General features: G+C 72.1%; 14 protein-coding genes. 8 read left to right on the forward strand and 6 right to left on the reverse strand.

Annotated features, from left to right (window positions below; translation table 11 throughout):
* The first annotated feature begins 255 nt into the window (after positions 1-255).
* Entirely contained in the window at positions 256-861 is a 606-nt protein-coding gene (locus tag ACSMTC_RS18020; RefSeq protein WP_436560719.1) for a TetR family transcriptional regulator, read from the forward strand.
* Positions 862-923: 62 nt separating this feature from the next.
* Here ACSMTC_RS18020 and ACSMTC_RS18025 read toward each other — a convergent pair whose 3' ends face one another.
* Both ACSMTC_RS18025 and ACSMTC_RS18030 read right to left on the reverse strand, forming a co-directional pair.
* Entirely contained in the window at positions 924-1,823 is a 900-nt protein-coding gene (locus ACSMTC_RS18025) for an NAD-dependent epimerase/dehydratase family protein (protein ID WP_436560720.1), read from the reverse strand.
* Complete coding sequence (locus ACSMTC_RS18030) at positions 1,820-2,431, reverse strand: ScbR family autoregulator-binding transcription factor (protein ID WP_436560721.1); 612 nt, start codon at positions 2,429-2,431, stop codon at positions 1,820-1,822. Before ACSMTC_RS18030 ends, ACSMTC_RS18025 begins: the two co-directional genes overlap by 4 nt.
* A 197-nt stretch (positions 2,432-2,628) precedes the next feature.
* On the opposite strand from ACSMTC_RS18030, the gene ACSMTC_RS18035 reads away from it, so the two are divergent.
* On the forward strand, positions 2,629-3,540 hold the full coding sequence (locus ACSMTC_RS18035; protein WP_436560722.1) for a ScbA/BarX family gamma-butyrolactone biosynthesis protein: 912 nt from the start codon (positions 2,629-2,631) through the stop codon (positions 3,538-3,540).
* A gap of 60 nt (positions 3,541-3,600) precedes the next feature.
* On the opposite strand, the gene ACSMTC_RS18040 is transcribed toward ACSMTC_RS18035, so the two are convergent.
* Positions 3,601-4,452, reverse strand: coding sequence for a 2OG-Fe(II) oxygenase (locus ACSMTC_RS18040; protein WP_436560723.1), 852 nt, complete (start codon positions 4,450-4,452; stop codon positions 3,601-3,603).
* 423 nt (positions 4,453-4,875) lie between these two features.
* On the opposite strand from ACSMTC_RS18040, the gene ACSMTC_RS18045 reads away from it, so the two are divergent.
* From ACSMTC_RS18045 to ACSMTC_RS18060, 4 genes are all read left to right on the forward strand, one after another.
* Complete coding sequence (locus tag ACSMTC_RS18045; RefSeq protein ID WP_436560724.1) at positions 4,876-5,718, forward strand: AfsR/SARP family transcriptional regulator; 843 nt, start codon at positions 4,876-4,878, stop codon at positions 5,716-5,718.
* A 231-nt stretch (positions 5,719-5,949) separates the two neighbouring features.
* Entirely contained in the window at positions 5,950-7,506 is a 1,557-nt protein-coding gene (locus tag ACSMTC_RS18050; protein ID WP_436560725.1) for an amino acid permease, read from the forward strand.
* A 91-nt stretch (positions 7,507-7,597) separates the two neighbouring features.
* Entirely contained in the window at positions 7,598-8,923 is a 1,326-nt protein-coding gene (locus tag ACSMTC_RS18055; protein ID WP_436560726.1) for an MFS transporter, read from the forward strand.
* 34 nt (positions 8,924-8,957) lie between these two features.
* A complete protein-coding gene (locus tag ACSMTC_RS18060) occupies positions 8,958-10,217 on the forward strand; it encodes an ATP-grasp domain-containing protein (protein ID WP_436560727.1) in 1,260 nt (419 codons plus the stop codon).
* A 71-nt stretch (positions 10,218-10,288) separates the two neighbouring features.
* Here ACSMTC_RS18060 and ACSMTC_RS18065 read toward each other — a convergent pair whose 3' ends face one another.
* Positions 10,289-11,350: an alpha/beta fold hydrolase gene (locus ACSMTC_RS18065; RefSeq protein ID WP_436560728.1), complete on the reverse strand. Its 1,062-nt coding sequence runs from the start codon at positions 11,348-11,350 to the stop codon at positions 10,289-10,291.
* Between the two features lie 127 nt (positions 11,351-11,477).
* Here ACSMTC_RS18065 and ACSMTC_RS18070 point away from each other — a divergent pair, with 127 nt between their 5' ends.
* Positions 11,478-12,203, forward strand: a complete 726-nt coding sequence (locus ACSMTC_RS18070) for a TetR/AcrR family transcriptional regulator (protein ID WP_436560729.1) — start codon at positions 11,478-11,480, stop codon at positions 12,201-12,203.
* A gap of 95 nt (positions 12,204-12,298) precedes the next feature.
* Here ACSMTC_RS18070 and ACSMTC_RS18075 read toward each other — a convergent pair whose 3' ends face one another.
* Both ACSMTC_RS18075 and ACSMTC_RS18080 read right to left on the reverse strand, forming a co-directional pair.
* Entirely contained in the window at positions 12,299-12,961 is a 663-nt protein-coding gene (locus tag ACSMTC_RS18075) for a response regulator (protein WP_436560730.1), read from the reverse strand.
* Positions 12,958-14,187 (reverse strand): sensor histidine kinase, encoded by a 1,230-nt coding sequence (locus ACSMTC_RS18080; protein ID WP_436560731.1) that lies wholly within the window; start codon positions 14,185-14,187, stop codon positions 12,958-12,960. The genes ACSMTC_RS18075 and ACSMTC_RS18080 overlap by 4 nt, the downstream gene beginning before the upstream one ends.
* 223 nt (positions 14,188-14,410) lie before the next feature.
* Here ACSMTC_RS18080 and ACSMTC_RS18085 point away from each other — a divergent pair, with 223 nt between their 5' ends.
* Positions 14,411-16,417: a glycoside hydrolase gene (locus ACSMTC_RS18085; RefSeq protein WP_436560732.1), complete on the forward strand. Its 2,007-nt coding sequence runs from the start codon at positions 14,411-14,413 to the stop codon at positions 16,415-16,417.
* Positions 16,418-16,566: the final 149 nt, after the last annotated feature.

The following is a 16,566-nucleotide window of genomic DNA, read 5'->3' on the forward strand; positions in this document are numbered from 1 at the left end:
TCTCTTTTTTTTCCAGCCCCCCGGCGGCGGGAGCCCGCGCGGCCGGCTCCCGGACGGGCTCCGGCCGGGCGGCACGGCACGGCGCAAACGGGATGCGGTTGTGGCAAGTGGCCCTTCAACAGCGGGCGATCGGATGCCAAGCTGGCCGGTGATCCACCGGTGGCCAGGCCGGGTGGGACGGCGCCAGGGGGAACCCCGTCCGCCCGGAAGCGGCCACCGTGACACGACGGGAACAGGCCGTGCGAGAAGGAGAGCATGAGCAGACAGGACAGAGCGGTGCGCACCCGCGCGGCGCTCATCGAGACGGCTGCGGACGAGTTCGCGCGCGAGGGGTACGCGGGCGCGGCGCTGAGCCGGATCAGCAAGGCCGCCGGGACCTCGGTCGGCGCCCTGACGTTCCACTTCGACTCCAAGGCCGACCTGGCGGCCGCCATCGTGGACCAGGCCGTCGCGGCCGGCCGCGCCGTGGTCGACCGGGCGGCCGCCGCCGAGGGCTCGCCCCTGCGGCAACTCACCGCCGTCGTCCTGGGGCTGGCGCGGGAGGCCGACGCCGATGTCGTCGTCCGGTGCGCGGCACGGCTCGAACGCGACGCCGTCGGCGACGCCGGACGATGGCGGGACACCTGGTGGCCCGCCGTGTGCCGGTTAGCTCAGGAGGCCCATCGCAGCGGCGACGTGCCCGCCACGGCGTCACCCGGCGGCATCGCGGACCTCGCGGCGCTGTTCATCCGCAGCATAGGGATGCACGCCGATGGCCCGGGCGCGGCCCGTACCGGCGACGGGTCGGGGGCCGCCCACCTGGAGCGGCTGTGGCGCATCACGCAGCCGGGCATGGGTGAGCGGGGGCCCGGGGCGGGCTGAGCCGGCCCCGGGCCCGGTCGGCCGTCGGGGCGCGTCCGACGATCCGCGCCCGGCGGGAACCGTCAGACGCGCCCCGGCAGTTGGGCGACGGGCCCCGGCCCCGGGTCGGCGCCGGCCGCGCTCCACACCGCGTCGCTGCGGTACCAGTGGTCCTCGGCGAACAGCCTGAACTGGCGCTCCGTCACCCGCCCCGGAGTGCCGCGCAGCGCTTCCAGGCACCTCGACAGGGGCCAGCTCCGCTCCGGCCGGTCCACCAGGCCGCACCGGGCGAGCCCGGCGATCACGTCCCTGAGCGCGACGGGGCTCGGATGGCTCGCGTCGTACACGCCCGGGGGCAGCGCGCCCTCGGCCGTCGCGATCCGGGCGGTCAGCCGGGCGAGATCCGAGACGTGGACGAGGGAGAGCAGGGCGCGTCCCGCGTCCCAGTGGGCCGGGACGCGCCGCAGCGCTTCCTGCAGCGCTGGAACCACCCAGCGGTCCCCCGGCCCCAGGATCAGCCCCGGCCTGAGCACCACACCGCCGGCGCCCAGCACCGGCTCCTCGGCGGCCAGCCGGCTGCGGCTGACCGCCGAGACCGGTTCCGGCGTCAACTCCCCTGCCGTGCCACCCCGATGGGGGCCCGCGCCGTAGACCGCCGCGGTGGACAGCAGCACGATCCGGCGCGTGCCCGCGCGCCGCGCCTCGGCCACCGCGGCGCGGGTGCCCAGGACGTTGACGGCCCGGCAGCGCTCCTCGTCCGGCCCGATGTAGGACGCGAAGTGCAGCAGCACCTCGCTGTCCTCGCACAGCCCGTGCAGGGACGCGGGATCGGCCAGATCGGCCCGTACCCACTCCACCGAGGCCCCGGAGGCCTGCTCCGGTATGCCGCGGGCCACCGCCCGGACCCGGACCCCCGCCCCGGTCAGCTCGCGCAGGACGGCCGCGCCGACGAACCCCGTGGCGCCGAGCAGGGTGACCCTCACCGCCCGCCCCGCTTCCCGTCCGTACCGGCCCTCGCACCGACGCGCAGCGAACCCCGGACGCCGGCGGTGGCGACGCCGGGCAGCAGGTAGCGCCACAGCAGGACGATCCGCTGCGGCAGGTCGGCGCGGTCCGTCGAGATCTGCGAGAAGAGCTGGGTACCCGAGAAGCAGCTCACCAGCAGCCAGGCCAGATCGGCCACGTCGACGGACTCCTCCAGCTCACCGCGCTCGCCCGCGGCGGTCAGCTGCTCGCGGAAGACCTCGACCCACTGCTGGTACGCCTGGTCGTCGCGGAGCCCGAACTCGCCCTGCTCCACCGCGAGCCGCACCCCGCCGCGCAGCACGGGGTTGGTCTGGAGCTGCTCGGCCAGGTACAGCGTGATGTCGATGAGGCGCTGCAGGCCGTCGGTGCCGCCGGGCATCTCCAGGTCGTCGCCCTGACCGATCATCACCGCCCGGGCGAGGCCCTCCTTCGAGCCGAAGTGGAAGTAGACGGCCCCCTGTGTCACCTTCGCCCGCTTGGTGATCTTCGCTACGGAGGCCCCGCTGAAGCCGTACTCGTCGAACACCTCCGCAGCGGCGCGCAGGATGTTCTCTCTTGTCCTCAATGCCCGTTTCTGGAGGGTCCGTTCGGTCTGGTCCCCCGGTTCGCGCACCATGCCGGCTACCTCTCGACAAAAAAACGATCGTTCTTTATCTTACCGGCAGCGCGACACAACGCCGCAGTTCCGACCTGGAACACGGCCGTCCCCCACCCACACACGGACGGCCTCGCGTCAACGCTTTCGGGGGAGACACACCACCCATGCTTGTCCTCACTGCGCAGCACCCACAGGCCGCGACCGCCATCCCGCGTCAGTACGTGCACAAGGCGGCCCAGAGCGAAGTCCTGCTCACCGGCTGGCAGGCCCTCGGCGACGACTCCTTCCTCATCACCGCCCAGTGGCCGCGCGCCCACAGCTACTACGGGGCGTTCGACGGCCGGCACGACCCGATGCTCCTGGCCGAGACCGTCCGCCAGGCCGTCCCCCTGCTCAGCCACCTCGGCTACGACGTCCCGTTCGGGCACCGCCAGATCTGGGACCACCTCGACTGGACCATCGACCCCGGTGCCATGTCCTGCGCCATGGTCCCGGCCGAGATCGAACTGCACGTCCGGTGCAGCGAGGTGACGCGTCGCGCGGGGCGCCTCGCCGCCCTGCGCATGGACATCGAGCTCACCCGCGACGGTATGCCCCTGGGCACCGCGAGCACCCGCTTCACCAGCCAGGCGCCGAACCTCTACACCCGCCTGCGCGGCCGCTACGCCGACCTGGAGCAGGCGATCGCCCGGTGCGTCCCGCTGGCGCCCCCGGCATCGGCGCGGCGGGTCGGCCGCACCGGTTTCGCGGACGTGGTCCTCTCCCCCAGCGACACCGTTCACCGCTTCCAGCTGCGCATCGACCTCAACCACCCGGTGCTCTTCGACCACCCCGTCGACCACGCGCCGGGCATGCTCCTGCTGGAGGCCGCCCGCCAGGCCGCCCACGAGATCCTCCACCCGCACCGGGCGCTGATCACGGGCATGGAGAGCGCCTTCCACCGGTACGTCGAGTTCGACGCACCCTGCTGGATCGAGTCCGAGGTGCTGGGTACCGGGCCGGACGGCACCGCCGTCCGCGTCACCGCCTCGCAGCACGGCCACGAGGTGTTCACCGCCACCGTCGTCGCCTCATAGGCGGGGCCCCGAGCGGCAGGGGGCGGTCCGACACGACCGCCCCCCTGCGCTTCGGGCGGATCAGCTCCAGTAGGTCAGGGGCTGCTCGGTGCCGCGCACACCGATGAAGAAGCTCACCGCGGCACGGTCGCGGCCCTTGGACGGCCGGACCGCGTGGATGCGGGACGCGTGGGAGAGGATGAGCATGCCGGCGGTCGGCTTGAGCGCCACGGTGGGCTCGGGGATGAGCTCGCGGTTGAGGCCGTAGCTGTCGGCGGTGATGCGCAGCGCGTCGTACTCCGCGTGCTCGTAGCCGCGGGACCACAGCTCCAGCTCGCCGCCCTCCTCCGCCGTCTGGAGGTAGAGGTTGGCGGTCATCTGGGTCAGCAGCTCGGGCTTGCCGTCGACCCGGGCGGCGCGGCGCAGGTCCTCGAGCTCCCAGGAGAGGAAGTCCTGGTGCGGGATGGCCCCGTTGCCCTCCTGGAAGACCCGGGCCTGGCCGACGAAGAGCGGGTTGCCGTCCAGGTGCTCCATGTTGGCGCCGCCCGGCCAGCCCTCCTGGAGCTCCAGGCGCAGGCGGTCGATCGGCGACAGGTAGGGGGACCAGGCGTCGCGCAGCGACTGCACGGCCTGCACCGCCTCGGAGAAGTAGCGCTTCTCGCGCTCCTCGCTCGACAGGCCCTCGTAGGTGTTCAGGCCCCACTTGTGGACGCCCGGGACGTTCGCGTACTCGCCGTAGAGGCGGTCGTGCATCAGCTGCTCGGTGGCCCGCTGGCAGAGGTCCTGCGGGCAGTAGTCGCGGACCACGATGGCGATGGCCTCGCCGTGGGCCAGGTCGAGCAGGTCCTCGCGGGTGATGCGGTCGGCCTCGATGACACGGGGGTTCGCCAGCTCGCCGAAGGGCGAAATGACGGGGTCGGCAGTAGCAAGCATGTGAGGTCCTTTTCCATGGGATTCCGGCGTTTTCCCGCCTGGCGAAAACCTGCGGAGAACGGGTCGCCGGTGATCGGTTGACGTGATCGTAGAACAGGTCCGAATGCTCTGGCACGACCCGGAAATCGGCGCGAATCCCAGCCTTCTGCGGCGCTTTGGCGGCCCTTTGGATTCACTCTGGAGCATCCGCCGCCGCACCGGTGGGCCGGCCGGGCCGGATCGCCCCGCTCCGGGGCGGGGCGGGAAGTTGCCAAAGTGGTGGTGCGCTTCCGGAGCCGGCTGGCCGCCTTTCCTTTGCGGCGCCTCGGCCGAGTGCCCGGCGGGCTGCCGCGGGCGGTGGAGCGGAACCCCGCGGCGGTGTACGTTCATGGCGTCTGGATCCGTCCCAGAAGGACGACGCTTTCAGAGCCAACGAGGGGTCCGATGCCATCCGAACACCACCCGCCCGAAATACCGGGCGAGTCGTACGTGGAATTCCGAGTACTTGGCCATTTCGAGGTCGTGACCGGCGGCGGGGCCGTCTGCACACCACGGCCGCTGAAGCAGCGGGCGCTGCTCGCACTGCTGGTGTCCAAGCACGGCCAGTGCCTTTCCGTCAACGAACTCGTGCACCTCCTCTGGGACGGCCAGGCGCCGCCCACCGCCCGCGCCGCGCTCCAGGTCTACATCTCCAAGCTGCGCAAGCACCTGGCGGAGACCGGGTGCGACGCGGGCAGCCTCTCCACCAGCCTCCCCGGCTACGTCCTGCACCTGGGCCGGAACGCGCTCGACCTGCGGGAGTTCGGGCGGCTCACCCGCGAGCAGGGCGCCGCCCACCCCAAGGACCGGGCGGGCCTGGAGCAGGAGTCCCTGAACCTGCGGCAGGCGCTCGCCCTGTGGCGGGGGCCCGCGCTGGCCGACCTGAGGGACGTCGCCGCGCTGGGCGAGCTGGGCGTGGTGCTCGACGAAGCCCGGATGGCCGCCTGCGAACGGAAGCTGGAGATCGACCTCCTGCTCGGCAGGGAACTCGCGGTGCTCAGCGAATTGCGCGGACTGGCGCTCCGGTACCCCGAACGCGAAAAGATCCAGGGCCTTTTGATGACCGCCCTCTACCGGAACGGCCGGGCCGCCGAGGCGCTCGCCGCCTACAACGGTCTGCGCAGGGCCCTGGTCGACCGGCTCGGTATGGACCCTGGCCACCGGCTCAACCGGCTGCACCATGCCATCCTCAACCGCGAGAAATGGCTCGAAGAACGCAGGGACGGGCTCTTCGCCCCTGCGGTGTGAACATCCTGAAAAAGCTGCCGCCCAGTTTTTCACATACGGCCCGCCGGATTTCCGGCGGGCCGTATGCATGATCGGGAAAAGTCCACTAAAGCGCGGCTAAAAGCACCCCGTAGACCCGCTGAAAAACCGGCCCTCAGGCACCGGAACGGCTATGCGCGGGGCGGGATTGGCAAGTACGGTTTTCCGGAACTCCTTCCACCGAGCCGGATCTCCAGACGCCGGTTCTCCGCAATGGGACGGATCACCGTGCGAATAAAAACAGTCGAGCAGACTCTCCAGGACCTGCAGGGCACCGGCGGCGTCGGACGACTGCGTCGGGACCTGGGCTGGTTCGACCTCGTCGTGACCGGCGTCGGAATGGTGCTGGGCACCGGAATCTTCGTCTTCACCGGCCAGGTGGCCAAGCAGATGGCGGGCCCCGCGGTGGCCGTCTCCTTCGTACTGGCGGCGGTCATCTGCGGCTGTGCCGCGCTCTGCTACGCGGAGCTGGCCTCGTCGCTCCCGGTCGCGGGCTCGGCCTACACCTTCGCCTACACGACCCTGGGCGAGACCATGGCCTGGATCATCGGCTGGGCCATGATGCTCGAACTCACCCTCTCCGCCTGCGTGGTGGCCGTGGGGTGGTCCGGCTACCTCCAGTCGATGCTGGACACCGTCGGCGTCCACCTGCCGACCGCGATCAGCGGAGGCCACGGGTCCGTGGTCAATCTGCCGGCCGCACTCCTGATCATGGCGCTCGTCGGGGTGCTGGTGGTGGGCGGCTCGGTCTCCAAGGGCGCCACCCGGGTGCTGGTCGCCGTCAAGATCGCCGTCGTGCTCGTCGTCGTCGGTGTGGGCGTCTTCTTCGTCAAGGCGTCCAACTACTCGCCGTTCGTGCCGCATTCGGCACCGAGCAACGCCGCGTCGGGTATGAGCGAGCCGCTGCTGCAGTGGCTCGGTGGCGGGGTTCCGACCGCCTTCGGCATCGGCGGCGTGGTGACCGCCGCCGCCATGGTGTTCGTCTCGTACATCGGGTTCGACGTCGTCGCGACCTCCGCCGAGGAGACCCGCAGGCCGCAGCGCGACCTGCCGATCGGACTGCTCGGCTCCCTGCTGGTGGTCACCGTGCTGTACGTGGCCGTCAGCATGGTCATCACCGGTATGCAGTCCTACCGGGACCTCTCCGTCGAGGCACCGGTGGCCGACGCCTTCAAGTCCGTCGGGCAGCCGGTCGTCGCGGGCCTGATCAGCGTGGGCGTGGTGGTCGGCCTGGTGACCGTGTGCATGGTGAGCATCCGGGGACAGAGCCGCGTGCTGCTCGCGATGAGCCGCGACCGGCTGCTGCCGCCCTCCTTCGCCGCCGTCCACCCCCGGTACGCCACCCCGCACCGCAGCCTGCTGCTGCTCGGTGCCGTGATGGCGGTGCTCTCGGGCTTCGTCGACATCGGCGTGCTGGCCGACCTGGTGAACATCGGCACCCTCTTCGCCTTCATGCTGGTCTCGGTGGGCGTGGTCGTCCTGCGCCGCACCCGGCCCGACCTGCCGCGCCCCTTCCGGGTGCCCCTGGTCCCGCTGCTGCCGGGCGTCTCCTTCGTCGCCTGCCTGTACCTGATGCTCAACCTCCAGCTGCTGACCTGGGTGACCTTCGTGGTCTGGCTCGCCGTCGGCCTGGTGCTGTACGCGGCGTACGGCCGGCGCCACAGCCGCCTCGCCGCGCCCGCCGACGCCTCCACGCTCGCCGACCCGTCCACCGGCCCGGCGCCCGCCGTCCAGGGCGAGCGCGTCCCGGACGCCCCCGCACCGGTGTAGCCGCACGGGTACACCGGCGCCGGTTCCGGCGGCGGACCGACCGAACGAGATTCCCGAACCGGGGATCGACGACATGAACAGGCTGTGATCAATGCGCCTCCCGAAAGCGTTCTGGCTGCTGTGGTTCGGCCAAGCGTGCAACCGGATCGGCACGCTGGCCCCCGCTTTCCTGGTCCTCTACCTGGAGCAGGGCAAGCTGGTGAACTCCCAGACGACGCCCCTCATCGTGGGACTCTTCGGAGCGGGCGTCGTCACCTCCGGACTGGTGGGCGGCGCCGTCGCCGACGCCATCGGCCCCCGGCGCACCATCATCTCGGCCCAACCCGCCGCCGCGGCAACGGCCTTGGCGTTCCTGGCGACGAGCAACATGTACCTGCTCTGCCTGCTCTCCCTGCTCACCGGGTTCCTGTCCGCCGTGGACCGCCCGGCGGGTGCGGGCCTGATCGCCAAGATCGTGCCGCAGGAGGACTTCTCGCGGGCCTACAGCCTCTACATGGTGGGGTTCAACGTCGGCATGTCCCTGGGCCCGGTACTGTCCGGTGTCCTGCTGTCGTCCTGCCCGCCCGCGCTCTTCGTCGTCTGGGCGGTCTGCAGCGGTGTCTACGCCCTGCTGGTCTGCGCGCTTCCCGCCGACGACACCCGGCGGACGGCCGGCGGCGACGGCACGTCGGTGCTCCGGAGCGCCGTGAGGGGCGTCGCCGAGCCCTTCCGCTCACGCGTCATGCTGGTCTTCCTGTCGCTCACCTTCCTCATGGCCTGCGTCTACCTCCAGGTGAACTCGACGCTGCCGCTGGGCATGCGCGAGGAGGGGCTGAGCCCCGGGGAGATCGGCATGGTGCTCGCCGTCAACGCCGTGCTCTCCGTAGTACTGCTGCCGCTGGTGCCCAGGGTCATCGAGGGGATGGCCGAAATAGTGCCGGTCATGCTGGCCAGCGGCCTCGTCGCCGTGGGCTTCGGGCTCAACGTACTGGCGCACGGCATCCCGATGTTCGTCGTCAGCACGGTGGTCTGGACGCTCGGCGAGGTGCTGTGGACGACCGTCTCCGCGGCGTTCGTCGCCAAGCGGGCCCCCTCCGGCCGGGTCAGCACGTACCAGGGATCGTTCTTCTTCGCCTGGAACGCGGCGTTCGTGGCCGGCGGCCCCGTCGGCATCGCCCTGGCGAAGTCGTACGGATACACCACGCTGTGGCTCGCCGCCCTCGCCCTCGGCCTCCTCGTCACGATCGGCTTCAGGGTCCTGGTCAGGATCCCCGGCTTCGAGCCGGAGGCCGGCGCGTCCGCCGACGGCCCCACAGTCACCCCCGCCGCCCCCGCCGCATCCGCCGACCCTGTCGCATCCGCCGCATCCGCCGCATCCGCCGACCCTGTCGCATCCGCCGCCTCCGCCGTCCGGTCCGGCGAAGCGCACACCCACTGACTCCCCGCCCCCAGCCCGAGCTGAAAGGCCGACCATGCACTCCGCAGACCCCAAGCCCGTCGCCGTCGTCGTCGACGGATACTCCGCCGGGAACTTCTACTTCGCCGCCTTCGCGCGGCTCGGCGCCGACCTCGTCCATGTGCAGAGCACACCGGACCTGATGACCTCGATGGCCCCGCCCAACTTCGCGGACTACCTGGCCAACGTGGTCGGCTCCGACGAACAGGAGCTCGTCGAGCGGCTCCGCGCCTACTCCCCCGTCTGCGTGGTGGCGGGCCAGGACGGTGCCGTACCGATGGCGGACCGGCTGGGCGAACTGCTGGGCGTCCCGTCCAACGGCTCCGCGTTCTCCCGGGCCCGGCGCGACAAGTACGAGATGATCGAGACGCTCCGCAGGGCCGGGGTGCGCTGCGCCCAGCAGTTCAAGAGCACGGACCCCGCCGCCGTGGCCGCGTGGGCCCAGGAGCACGACAGCTACCCGGTGGTCGTCAAGCCGCTGAGCTCGGCGGGTTCGGACGGCGTGCGCGTCTGCCAGAACGCCGACGAGGTCCTCGCGGCCGCCGAGAACATCCTCGCGTCGCAGAACATCTTCGGCCTCTCGAACACCGAGATCCTGGTGCAGTCCTACCTCAGGGGCACCGAGTACATCGTGGACACCGTCAGCTGCGACGGGCGCCACTACACCTGCGGCGTCTGGGAGTACGAGAAGACGCTGCTGCCGTCCGGCCGGAACATCTACAACCGGGACATCCTGGTCGACCCGGACGGGGAGCTGGTCCCGGCGCTCACCTCCTACATCGACGAGGTCCTGAAGGCCCTGGACGTGCGCTGGGGCCCCGCGCACGCCGAGGTCATCGTGACGGAGGACGGCCCCACCCTCGTGGAGATCGGCACCCGGCTCAACGGGCACCTCCACGCGGACTTCCACGACCGCTGCCTCGGCCACAACCAGGCGGGCCTCACCGCGGAGGCGTACGTGCACCCGGAGCGGTTCCTGGAGCGGTACGCCGACCGCACCTACCGCAAGCTGCAGCCCGCGGCCGTCTACGACGCCCCCACCGCCCTCGAGGGCGTCGTGGCCTCCGTCGACCAGTCGGTCGTCGACGAGATCGCCGGCCTGGACAGCGTCTTCAGCCTCGGCGTGAAGCTCAAGCCCGGAGCGCGGATCACGCCGACCGTCGACCTGATGACCAGCATCCTGCGGGCGCACCTCACCGCGGAGCGCGACGAGCAGCTCACGGCCGACTACGAGCGGCTCGCCAAGCTGAAGGACCAGGTCTACCGGCTCGCGTGACCCGGCCTCCCGAAAGCGCGCACGGGGCCCGGTCGACCTGACCGGGCCCCGTCGCGGGTGCCAGCCTCCCGTCACCGGGCGGCGGCGGGCCGCCGGCCGGTGAGCTGCGGCCGGACCTTGGTCAGCATCAGCTCGAGGAACCGCTCGGGGTGGCGGAACGACGCGAAGTGGCCGGCGTCGCGGATCAGCGCGAAGTCCTTGACCGGGGCCTGTACGTCGTCGAGGAAGCGCTTGGCGAGCTCGGGCGTGGTGAACACGTCCCCCTCGCCCTGGAAGATGAAGAACGGCAGCTCGAAGCGGGTGCCGTCGGCCCGGTCGTCGAACCCGGCGACCTCGGGGACGATCCGCTCGGACAGGCTCATGCCCTTGAAGGCGTCCCTCAGGTCGCGCAGCGAGTGCAGCGGGGAGAACCACAGGGACCGCACCACCACGGTCTTCATGGTGTCGTAGGTCAGCGGGTCGCTGGTGACGACCAGCTTGGCGTAGGCGCCGTACTGCTCGGCGGTCCAGGCGGTGCGGTCGGGGCTCATCCGCTCGACGAGCGCGACGTCCCTGTGCCGGCCGGCGGCGCGCAGCCGGGCCAGGAGCGCCTGGCGGGCGGAGTCCTCGCCGACGCCGAGGATGTTCTGGTCGGTGCCGACGTAGGCCGAGTACAGCTCGGGGTGCCGGCGGGCCAGCCGCAGCCCGAAGACGCTGCCGAAGGAGTTGGCGACCAGGACGACCTGGTCGACGCCCAGTCGGGCGCGGACGTGCCGGGTGACCTCCAGGGCGTCCCGGTACAGCCGGTCGAAGCTCAGCTCGCCCTGGCCGTCGGCGCCGCCGCGGCCGAGGGTCTTGCCGGTGCCCCGCATGTCCCAGCGGACGATCGTGAAGTGCCTCTCCCACTCGCGGGTGCGCGGCCCGTAGGCCGAGTTGGTGGCGCCGGGACCGCCGTGGATCTCCAGCATCACCGGGTTGCCGAGGTCCTCGCCGCGGATCGAGATCCACTGGTCGATCCCGCCGATGCGCACGAAGCCCTGCTCGTCGATGCCGTTCGGAGTGTCGATCCGCATCAGCCGGGCGTTGCGGAGCTGCTTGAACCGCCGGTAGCCCAGCAGCCCCATCGCGGGCGCGGCCAGGGCCGCAGAGGTCATGAGAACGATGCCGATCACAGCTACCCCCATAAACTGTTTATCGCTTACGCAATTGAGTGTATGTTATACACAGTTCATGAGTGGCCGTCAACAGCCGGTCCGCCGCCGACCGTCGAGGAGGGCCCGCATGGCCGGGAGCAGGGAGAAGAAGCGCGATCCGAAGGCGGTCCTGGCCCTGCTGTGGGGGGAGCAGGAGCAGCCTCGGCGCGGCCCGAAGCCGTCGCTGACCGCCGGGCGCATCGTCGCCGGCGCCATCAAGATCGCCGACGCCGAGGGGCTGAACGCGGTCTCCATGCAGCGGGTCGCCGCCGAACTCGACGTCACCACCATGGCGCTGTACCGGTACTTCCCCGGCAAGCCGGAACTGATCGACCTGATGGTCGACGCGGCCCTGGGCACCCCCGTCGCGACCGCCGGCCTCCCGGACGACTGGCGCCCCCGACTCGCCGACTGGGCACGGCAGTGCTGGGCGCTCTACCGCCGCCACCCGTGGATCCTGGCGGCCACCACGATGCGCCGACAGCTCATGGGCCCCAACCAGCTGGCCTGGCTGGACGCCGCGCTGGCCGTACTGTCCCGGGCCGGGCTGTCCGCGCCGCAGCAGCACGAGGCCTTCCTGCTGGTCATCGGGCACATCCGCAACCTCGCCCAGCAGTTCACCGACGCGGACGAGGCCGGCGAGCAGGAGTGGAACGGGCTCACGGCCGAGATCCTGGAACGCCACGGACACCGGTACCCGGCGCTGACCGCCGCCATCGCCGCCGGAGCCTTCGTCCCGCACGGCGACGACCCGCTCGACTTCGGCCTGGAGCGCATCCTGGACGGAATCGCCGCGCTGACCGACCGGCCCTGAGCCCGGCGCCGGCCGGCCCGGTCTCCCCCGGCGGGGCGCGGCGGCACCGGACTCCCGCGAACGGGCCTCACCGGTACGGCGTCACCGGTATGGCCTCACCGGTACGGCGTCACCAGGCCGGCCTCGTAGGCGGCGATGACCAGCTGGATCCGGTCCCGGGCGCCCAGCTTGGTCAGCAGCCGGGCCACATGGGTCTTGGCGGTCGCGGGGCCGATGTAGAGCTCGGCGGCGATCTCGGCGTTGGACATGCCGCGTCCCACCAGGGTCAGCACCTCGCGTTCCCGTTCGGTGATGCCGTCGAGCGGCCGGGCGGGGCCACGCGCCGGGGTCTCGGGCCGGTCGGCGAACTCCTCGATCAGGCGGCGGGTGACGCTCGGTGCGATCAGGGCGTCGCCGGCGGCCACCACCCGGACCGCCGCGATGATGTCCAGCAGCGCCATGTCCTTGACCAGGAAGCCGGACGCGCCGGCCCGCAGGGCGGCGTAGACGTTGTCGTCGTCGTCGAAGGTGGTGAGGATGAGGACACGCGGCGCACCGGCGGCCGCGGTGATCTCCCGGGTGGCCTCGATGCCGTCCATCTCGGGCATCCGGATGTCCATCACGACGACGTCGGGGCCGAGTTCCCGGACCAGCCGGACCGCTTCGGCGCCGGTGCCGGCCTCTCCCGCGATCTCCAGGTCCGGGAGATCGGCGATGACCATGGTGAGTCCGGCGCGCACCAGCGGCTGGTCGTCGGCGAGTACCACGCGGATCGTCACAGCGGCAGCCTCGCCGCCACCCGGAAGCCGCCCTCGGGCCTCGATCCGGCGCTGAACCGGCCGTTCAGCAGGCCCACCCGCTCGCGCATCCCGGCGATCCCGTAACCGGTGCCCGCCGCCGGGGCGGTGCGCGCCCCGCCGTGCCCGTCGTCGGTGATCTCGATGGCCAGCTCCTCGTCCAGGTACTCCACGGACACCCGGCAGTGTCGCCCGCCCGAGTGCCGGACCGCGTTGGTGACCGACTCCTGGATGATCCGGAAGGCGGCCAGGTCGAGCTCCGGCGGCAGCGGGCGCCGCGTTCCCAGCCAGTGCACATCGAGCCGGAGTCCCGCGCCGGCCGTCGTCTCGGCCAGCCGGTCCACGGCCTCCAGGCCCACCGCCGGGGCGGCGTCCACCGGGTCCTGGCCGGCCTGGCGGAGTGAGACGAGCATCCGCCGCAGTCCGGCCAGCGTCTCCCGGCTGGTGCTCTCGATCGCCTCAAGCGCCTTGCGCGCTCCGGCCGGCTGGGTGTCGATGACCAGGCTCGCCGCACCCGCCTGGATCGCGATGACGCCGATGCTGTGCGCGACCATGTCGTGCAACTCCCGTGCTATCCGCAGGCGTTCGGCCGTCAGCGCCTGGGCCGCCGCCTGCTCGTGCAGGGACTTCGTGTAGTCGCGTCGCTGGCGGACCAGGTTGCCCGCCAACCGGACCGAGGTGCCGGCCAGCCAGGCGATGACGGTCCCCGAGGCCATCAGCGCGAAGACCAGGATCCGGCTCTGCTCCCAGCCGTGGTTCATGATCAGCCAGCTGCCGAGCTCGGCGGCCAGCGTGCCGGCCGCCGCGGCGAGGTCCGCGCGGGACCGGCGGGCCGTACCCGCCGCGGGCCTGGGAAGGGTGGCGGCGACGTAGCAGACCAGGGCGTCCGCCGTCATCAGCAGGAACAGCCACGGCCATGGGCCGAGTACCGTGGCCGCCAGCGATTCGGCCAGCACCAGGGCGAGGACCGGCAGCGGCCGGCGGTGGGCCAGACCCAGGGGCGCGGCCAGCACGACGGAGACTCCCGCCCAGGCCCAGACGCTCAGGTGCAGCCAGGAGGCCGGGTAGGCGACGTCCGGCGGCGGGTCGGCCGGCCGGCCGCGCCAGCACAGCAGCGCGAGCAGCGCGGCCGCGCCCCAACTGAGCACCGGTCGGGCGGCCTTCGATATCCGTCCCGGCAGCGGGGGACGCGGTATGGCTTCATCCACAGGCCGATGCTAGCCACGCGATCTTGTCCGCGGCGTCGCCCCGCAGGCGTACGCCCCGAGGGCTACCGGGGCCGGTCGGTGACGGACGGCCGAAGCTCCGGGCCTCGCGGGCGGCCGGGCTCTTCACGGCCACGGGCCCCCGGGGCGGCCGGCGCGGCCACGGGGGAGGACTTTCATAAGGAGGACTCTTAACCCGGGGCGCCACGATCCACGGATGGAATTCATGACACCCCGTCAGCAGGCCCGCCTCCGGCGCCGCCGCGCCGCGCTGGCCGCAGCGCTCGTCGTGACCGGCACCGTCGCACTGTGCGGCGCGGGCGGGCCGCCCTCGTCCGGGGCGGGCGCCCGGACCGGGATCCGGCTGCACGCCGGGCAGGTCGAGATACCCGTCAGCGGCGGCACGGCCGAGGTGCGGGCCGATTCGCTGGCCGTGAGCATGCGCGCCGACGACGGCGGCGAGCTGACCCTGTCCGCGCCCGTCGCACAGTCACTGGGCCGGCCCGGGCCCGTCAAGGTCGGCCGCGATTCGGCGAGTTGGACGCTGCCCGAGCGCGGTCTCACCGTCACCGCGGGGGCCGAGCGGGGCCGGCTGCGGATCACCGTCCACGGCGCATCGGACGGCTCCACGCTGTCCTGGCCGGTCACCGGTACCGACCAGGCCGCCTCGCAGGTGCAACTGCCGCGCGGCGAGGGGCTCGGGGTCCCGGTCGCGGACCCGTTCTGGAACTCGGACTCCACCGGCCTGGCCGGGCACGCCTACGACCTCACCGCCGACCTCACCATGCCGCTGTGGGGCTACACCCTGGGCGGCCACGGCGTCAGCTACCTGGTCCCGGAGCCGGAGGGCACCTCGCTCGGCTTCGCCTCCGACGGCGGGCGGCTGCACGGAACCGGCACGCACACCTTCTCCCGGCACGCGGGCACCACGGACTACACCGTCACCTTCGCCCTCACCGATCCCTCCCCGGTCGCGCCCGCACTGGACTACCGGCGCTGGCTCACCGACCACGGCCGGCTGGTCACCCTCAAGAGCAAGATCGCCGCCAATCCGGAGGTCGGCAAGCTCCTCGGCGCCTTCCACGCCTACACCTGGGGCACCGCCAGGACCGCCCAGGGCGTCGCACAGTTGCGGGCGCTCGGACTGAGCCGGCTCTGGCTCGGCTACGACGCCGACGACCAGCCGATGGACGCGCAGGCGGTCGCGGCCGCGAAGCGCGCCGGCTACCTGGTCGGCCCCTACGACTCGTTCGCCAACGGGCAGGACCCGGCGACCTCCGACGCGCCGACCTCCTCCTGGCCGTCCCCGGTCTATCCGGACTTCTGCATCCACGAGCAGAACGGCCAGGTGAAGGCGGGCTTCCACGACCGCGGCTGCTACCTCAGCTCGCAGGCCTTCGAGCAGAGCGCGGAGGGCCGGCAGTACCTGGCCGATCGCACCGCGCGGATGACCGCGAACGGGGCGGACAGCTACTTCCTCGACGTCGACGCGGCCGGCGAGCTGTTCGACGACTACAGTCCCGCCCACCCGATGAACCAGTCGCAGGACCAGGCCAACCGGCTCGCCCGGATGGGCCGGCTGTCCGGTCCCGACAAGCTGGTGCTCGGCTCGGAGAGCGCGGGCAGCTGGGCGAGCCCGGTCATCGCCTTCAGCCACGGCTCGTCCACCCCGGTGGCCGACGGGATCTGGCCGCTGGAGCGGGACAAGGCCACCTGGGGCGGCTACGCACCCGCCGGCGCCCCGGGCACGTTCTTCAAGCCGGTCACCCTGCCGTCCGACCTCACCAAGGCGATGTTCGACCCGGCGTACCGCATCCCGCTGTACGAGACCGCGCTGCACGACTCGCAGATCAACCTCGACCGCTGGGAACTGTCGTACACCAAGTTCCCCGCCCTGGAGACCGACCGGGCGCTGCTCGCGATGCTCTACAACACCCCGTTGAACCTGGTCCTGGACGGCCCGGCGATCACCGCCCAGGGCAAGGGACTGGCCGACCTGCAGCGCTACTTCGCGCCCCTGCACCAGGCCGCCGGCACCCAGCCGATGACCGGCTTCCGCTGGCTCACCTCCGACCACCAGGTCCAGCAGACCACCTTCGGCGACTCGGTGCTCCAGGTCACCGCCAACTTCGGCACCAAGTCGTACGGCTCCCTCCCGCCCGGCTGCGTCGACGCCCGGCTCAAGGGGGGCTCGCCGCAGCGGCTCTGCCCGACGGCCCTCCCGGCGAGGTAGCACCCGGCTCCGCCGGCCCAGGGCCGCGACCGCCTCGGCGGCCCTGGGCCGCGGACGCCCGCGGTTCCCCGGGCTCCGCGATAAGGAACGGCTGATCGGCGTCGCACGGCGGTGGCATCCCGACCGTCCGCGCGTCAAGACCGTGTAGC

The sequence above is a fragment of the Kitasatospora sp. HPM-01-4 genome, assembly GCF_051374625.1.
GTDB lineage: Bacteria > Actinomycetota > Actinomycetes > Streptomycetales > Streptomycetaceae > Kitasatospora.

What these genes read in the sequence shown, in the direction of transcription:
- ACSMTC_RS18020 (WP_436560719.1), top strand. Translation starts at nt 256, where the DNA reads ATGAGCAGACAGGACAGAGCGGTGCGCACCCGCGCGGCGCTCATCGAG.
- ACSMTC_RS18035 (WP_436560722.1), top strand. Translation starts at nt 2,629, where the DNA reads ATGCTTGTCCTCACTGCGCAGCACCCACAGGCCGCGACCGCCATCCCG.
- ACSMTC_RS18040 (WP_436560723.1), bottom strand. Translation starts at nt 4,452, where the DNA reads ATGCTTGCTACTGCCGACCCCGTCATTTCGCCCTTCGGCGAGCTGGCG.
- ACSMTC_RS18045 (WP_436560724.1), top strand. Translation starts at nt 4,876, where the DNA reads ATGCCATCCGAACACCACCCGCCCGAAATACCGGGCGAGTCGTACGTG.
- ACSMTC_RS18050 (WP_436560725.1), top strand. Translation starts at nt 5,950, where the DNA reads ATGGGACGGATCACCGTGCGAATAAAAACAGTCGAGCAGACTCTCCAG.
- ACSMTC_RS18055 (WP_436560726.1), top strand. Translation starts at nt 7,598, where the DNA reads ATGCGCCTCCCGAAAGCGTTCTGGCTGCTGTGGTTCGGCCAAGCGTGC.
- ACSMTC_RS18060 (WP_436560727.1), top strand. Translation starts at nt 8,958, where the DNA reads ATGCACTCCGCAGACCCCAAGCCCGTCGCCGTCGTCGTCGACGGATAC.
- ACSMTC_RS18065 (WP_436560728.1), bottom strand. Translation starts at nt 11,350, where the DNA reads ATGACCTCTGCGGCCCTGGCCGCGCCCGCGATGGGGCTGCTGGGCTAC.
- ACSMTC_RS18070 (WP_436560729.1), top strand. Translation starts at nt 11,478, where the DNA reads ATGGCCGGGAGCAGGGAGAAGAAGCGCGATCCGAAGGCGGTCCTGGCC.
- ACSMTC_RS18085 (WP_436560732.1), top strand. Translation starts at nt 14,411, where the DNA reads ATGACACCCCGTCAGCAGGCCCGCCTCCGGCGCCGCCGCGCCGCGCTG.